Source organism: Hypericibacter sp., from assembly GCF_050729195.1.
Lineage (GTDB): Bacteria > Pseudomonadota > Alphaproteobacteria > Dongiales > Dongiaceae > Hypericibacter.
Genome location: NZ_JBOHKS010000309.1, coordinates 1 through 4,644 on the forward strand (window position 1 = coordinate 1; position 4,644 = coordinate 4,644).

4 protein-coding genes and 1 pseudogene are annotated in these 4,644 nt (G+C 64.8%); 2 read left to right on the forward strand and 3 right to left on the reverse strand.

Annotation, left to right across the window (positions count from 1 at the left end; translation table 11 throughout):
• Nucleotides 1-752: pseudogene (locus tag ACREE8_RS25060) on the reverse strand (hypothetical protein); the annotation flags it as partial.
• Nucleotides 753-1,096: 344 nt separating this feature from the next.
• Between ACREE8_RS25060 and moaA the strand changes: the two are divergent.
• Nucleotides 1,097-2,092, forward strand: a complete 996-nt coding sequence (gene moaA / locus ACREE8_RS25065; RefSeq protein WP_431575751.1) for a GTP 3',8-cyclase MoaA — start codon at nucleotides 1,097-1,099, stop codon at nucleotides 2,090-2,092.
• A 44-nt stretch (nucleotides 2,093-2,136) separates the two neighbouring features.
• On the opposite strand, the gene ACREE8_RS25070 is transcribed toward moaA, so the two are convergent.
• Nucleotides 2,137-2,676, reverse strand: coding sequence for a molybdopterin-guanine dinucleotide biosynthesis protein A (locus ACREE8_RS25070; protein WP_431575752.1), 540 nt, complete (start codon nucleotides 2,674-2,676; stop codon nucleotides 2,137-2,139).
• A gap of 146 nt (nucleotides 2,677-2,822) precedes the next feature.
• Between ACREE8_RS25070 and ACREE8_RS25075 the strand changes: the two genes are divergently transcribed.
• Complete coding sequence (locus ACREE8_RS25075; protein ID WP_431575753.1) at nucleotides 2,823-3,590, forward strand: NAD kinase; 768 nt, start codon at nucleotides 2,823-2,825, stop codon at nucleotides 3,588-3,590.
• Nucleotides 3,591-3,666: 76 nt separating this feature from the next.
• On the opposite strand, the gene ACREE8_RS25080 is transcribed toward ACREE8_RS25075, so the two are convergent.
• Nucleotides 3,667-4,536, reverse strand: coding sequence for an N-formylglutamate amidohydrolase (locus ACREE8_RS25080; protein WP_431575754.1), 870 nt, complete (start codon nucleotides 4,534-4,536; stop codon nucleotides 3,667-3,669).
• Nucleotides 4,537-4,644: the final 108 nt, after the last annotated feature.

Below are 4,644 nucleotides of genomic sequence, written 5' to 3' on the forward strand. Positions count from 1 at the left end.
AGGCCCGACCACGGAGACAGGGGATCCGTCAGCAGGAATCCTCCAGCATGCAACGTTTCGAATACCCGCAGATTCAAATCCCCATTGAGGCTGCAGTTGAAGGCCACAGTGGCGGCACCGAGTATCGTCGGGACGACCGGGCGCTCTGCCGATAGGCTCAACAGCGGAAGACCGGCAGCTTCGATGTCTTGCAGCATGCGCATCCGGCGCGGGAAAAGGCGACCGACACGCCCCACGAATGAGACAAGACGCCATTGTTGCGGCGGCTCGGTGCATTGCTGATTGGCCGCAAGGAGCCCTGGGAACCAACCCAGGCTCGCAATGCCGGCAGCGCGAAACCAGTGTGCGTGATTGCGGTTGTACAGGATCGCAGCGCGCTCGAAACGCTGCGATTTCAAATATTCGATAATCCCGGACAACCCGGCGCGGCCGTGATGTGTGTCGCTGATAAGTGCGAGCTTCAGGCAGGCAAACTGCGAGAGACCCACAGGTCGATTGCTGCTTGTGCAGTCGATATCGATGATCAGCGCATCGGGGTTTCCACGATAACCGGATCTCCGGCAAAATTCGGCAAGGTCGTACTCGCCATCAGGGGTCCAGCCGTCGATTGTTTGGGCAAGGCCGGCGGCGCCACCGGGATCGCCTGACTTTGGGCAATAAGTCGTCTGACGCCTTGCAAACTTTGGCGGTGGCAAAAACCGCGGATTTGCATGCCAGCTCAGCAAGAGGCTGGGGTCGGATTTTGCGATCATCCTCTGTCTATCCTCGGAGGTGGCAGCGATCGCACGAATACCCTTTCGGGGGCGAGAGCGTTGCCGGGAAACAGCAATTGGCGGTCCCTTGCTGGCCGCGAAGGCCGCAAATATGGGCGGCGAGATGTATCGGACGCAAGCAGTACGGCCCCAAGACCGAACAGGGCCGAGAATGCGTCAACCTTGGCGGGTGGGCGCCGGCAAAGATGTGGCATTCGGGCGCATACAAGGCTCGAAGCCGAGTACCCCGGCGAGAATCCATATGAAAAATGTGGCGATATCGCTGGCGATGTCTGTAACTCTGTGACGGGTGTCCCTATATTAGAGCTGCTACAGAGGCATCCATGATCGACCCCTTCGGCCGACATATCCGGTATTTACGCGTATCGGTCACCGACCGCTGCGACTTCCGCTGCGTCTATTGCATGGCGGAGGACATGGAGTTCCTGCCCAAGCGCGAGGTGCTCTCGCTCGAGGAGCTGGACCGCCTCTGCAGCACCTTCGTACGCCAGGGCGTGAAGAAGCTCCGCCTGACCGGTGGCGAGCCCCTCGTCCGGCGCGGCATCATGCAGCTCTTCCGCGGCCTGTCGCGCCATCTCGAGAGCGGCGCGCTCGAGGAGCTGACGGTCACGACCAATGGCAGTCAGTTGGCGCGTTACGCCGCCGAGCTGGCGAGCCTAGGCGTGCGCCGGGTCAATGTCTCGATCGACACGATGGACGAGCGCAAGTTCGCCGAGATCACGCGCCGCGGCAGCCTGCCGGTCGTGCTCCAAGGCCTCGAGGCCGCCAAGCGCGCCGGGCTCCAGGTCAAGATCAACGCGGTCGCTCTCAAGGGCGTCAATGACGGCGAGTTCGACCGGCTGATCGGCTGGTGCGGCGTCGAGGGTTTCGACCTGACCCTGATCGAGGTCATGCCGATGGGCGATATCGGCGGCGAGAACCGGCTCGACCAGTATCTGCCCTTGTCGATGGTCCGCGCCGATCTGGCTCAGCGCTGGACGCTCGAGGATATCGACTACCAGACCGGCGGGCCGGCGCGCTATGTCCGCGTCAAGGAGACCGGCGGACGGCTCGGCTTCATCACGCCCTTGACCCATAACTTCTGCGAGAGCTGCAACCGCGTGCGCGTGACCTGCACCGGTATGCTCTATATGTGCCTGGGCCAGGAAGACAGCGCCGATCTCCGGGCCCCTTTACGCGCCTCGCCCGGCGACGATGCGCCGCTCGAGGCCGCCATCCGCGAGGCGATCGCGCGCAAGCCCAAGGGCCACGACTTCATCATCGACCGCCGGCATAGCGGCCCCGCCGTGCCGCGCCATATGAGCGTCACCGGCGGCTGATCGCCAGCCCGCCGGCGACCCTTCGCCGCTTCGCTCCAATCCCGCTATTTGATCGTGATCTGATGCGCGAAGTTGGCGCCGTCGCTGATCGTCACCTGCTTGAAGCCCAGGAGTTTCAACAGATCGAGAAAGGTCGCCTGATCGGCCAGCGTGTATTGCTGGAAGAAGGGCGTCATGCGCGAGATGGCGGTGAGGTTGGCGAGCAGCGCCCGGGCGCGATACATCGTGTCGAAATGGCCGCCCTCGGTCGCGACGATGATCAGCTTGTCGGCATCGTCGCCCTTGGCGAAGATCGCATAGCCGGGATCGTAGCGCTGCGACAGCAACTGCTTGGTGAGGCCGGTTACGAAGCCGATGCGCCGGCCTCGATCGCTTTCCGCCAGGGTCTGGACGCGGGCCTCGTAGGTCTCCGTCGTCTGGGGCGTCGGGTAATAGTAGCCGGCATGATTGTCGTCATTGGTCGCGGCGTCGTCGGCCAGGGCCTTCAAAGACCCGACAGCGACCATGGCGATCGCCAGGCCGGCCAGGAACATCATCCGTCCGCCGAAGCCGGGGCGGCCGGCGCCGTTTCGCAGCAATTTCATTCCAAACTCCTCATTTGGCGCTCCCGCCCGGCATCGCCGTCGGTATTCCGCGCAAGCGGGCGCACTCTGCCGCGCCAGCCCGCCGGCTGGCAAGCGTTGGCCTTGCCGGTATAGTGAGGCCTTGCCCGCAACCCAGGGGATCCGGCTTGCCCGACCACAGCATCGCATTCGTCGCCGCCGACACGGCCGAGGCGCGCAGCGCCCATCAGCGCCTGACCCATCGCTATGGCGTCGTCGACCCGGAGAAGGCCGGGGTGGTCGTGGCGTTGGGCGGCGACGGCTTCATGCTGGAAACGCTGCATCGCTATCTGGGCCGCTCGGTCCCGATCTATGGCATGAATTGCGGCACCATCGGATTCCTGATGAACCAGTATCAGGAGGACGGGTTGCCCGACCGCGTCGCGCGCAGCCAGGCCGTGACCTTGCGCCCCCTGCAGATGAAAGCGCGTTCGCGCGAGGGCCGGGTCGTCGAAGCGATCGCGATCAACGAGGTCTCGCTGCTGCGCGAGACCCGCCAGACCGCCAAGATCGCGATCCGCGTCGACGGCAAGGTGCGCTTGCGCGAGTTGATCTGCGACGGGATCCTGCTGTCGACCCCCGCCGGCAGCACGGCCTACAATCTCTCGGCCCACGGCCCCATCCTGCCGCTGGGCTCGAACCTGCTGGCGCTCACACCGATCAGCGCCTTCCGCCCGCGCCGCTGGCGCGGCGCCTTGCTGCCGGAAACCTCGGAGACCGTGTTCGAGATTCGCGAGCCCGAGAAGCGACCGGTGAGCGCGGTCGCCGATTCCACCGAAGTGCGCGACGCCGTCGAGGTCAGTGTCCGGGTTCATCCCGAGCACCAGCTCACCCTGCTGTTCGATCCCGAGCATAATCTCGAGGAGCGGATCCTGAGCGAGCAGTTCGTGCCCTAATGCGATCGCTACGCTCTGATTTTAAGCTTCGGGCGTGGCTCACGATCGAGGTCGCGGCTCGATTCTGAAGCAGCCTCTACTCAGCCGCTTCCGCCTCGGCGGCGGTGAAATCGACGAGGCGGGCAACCAGGCGGTGGAGGTCGGATTTGAGGCGGTCGAATCCTTCGTGCGTCGTGACGCTCGTCTCGTCGAGATAGAGCCGGCGGTTGATCTCGATCTGCAGCGAATGACGCCCTTCGGCCGGCAGGCCGTGGCGCGTCACCAGCTCGGCGCCGCGGAAGGGCGCGTTGATCGCCACGCTGTAGCCCAGGGCACGCAGCTCGCCGGCGACCAGGTCGCGAAAGGCAGGATCGCAGCTCCGGCCATCGAGATCGCCCAGCACGAAATCCTCGCGGATCGGCGCCGGCCGACCCTGCCGGCCGCGCCCCATCGCCTTCATCGAATGGCAATTGAGATGCCAGACCTGGCCGAAGCGGGTATGGGTCGCATCGAGCATCGTCTGCAGCTTCGCGTGATAAGGCCGGTAATAGCGCTCGAGCCGCGCCTCGATCTCGGCCGACGGCAGCAGCCGGTCATAGACCGCAAGGCGCGGCCCCACCAGCCGGCGAATGACGCCGAGCCCCTTATCGACCCGTTCGGTGAAGATGGCCTCGCCCGGCCAGGGATCGGCCAGCAACAACGGATCGATCTCGGTCTCGTGCCGGTTGGGATCGACATAGCTTCGGGGAAAGAGGGCGGCCAGAAAGCCGGCCCCGAGCCCCGCCGCGCCGTCGAACAGCCGGTCGACATAAGCGTCCTCGGTCCGCCGCAGGGCCTCGAAGGGGGCGGCATGGCCGAAATCCTCCGGATAGACCCGCCCGCTATGGGGGGAGTCCAGCACCAGCGGCGCCGAACACCAGCGGGGCTCGCAGCTCGACCAGCGCTCTTCAAGAGTTTGCTCTCGCATCGGGTGACTATACCGTTTCGGCCGATCAATGCCCGCAAAATGCCCAGCAATCCTTACGATCGCCTGCCAGGTGGGGTTCTTGGCTTGAGGCCACGCCCTGCCCTATGA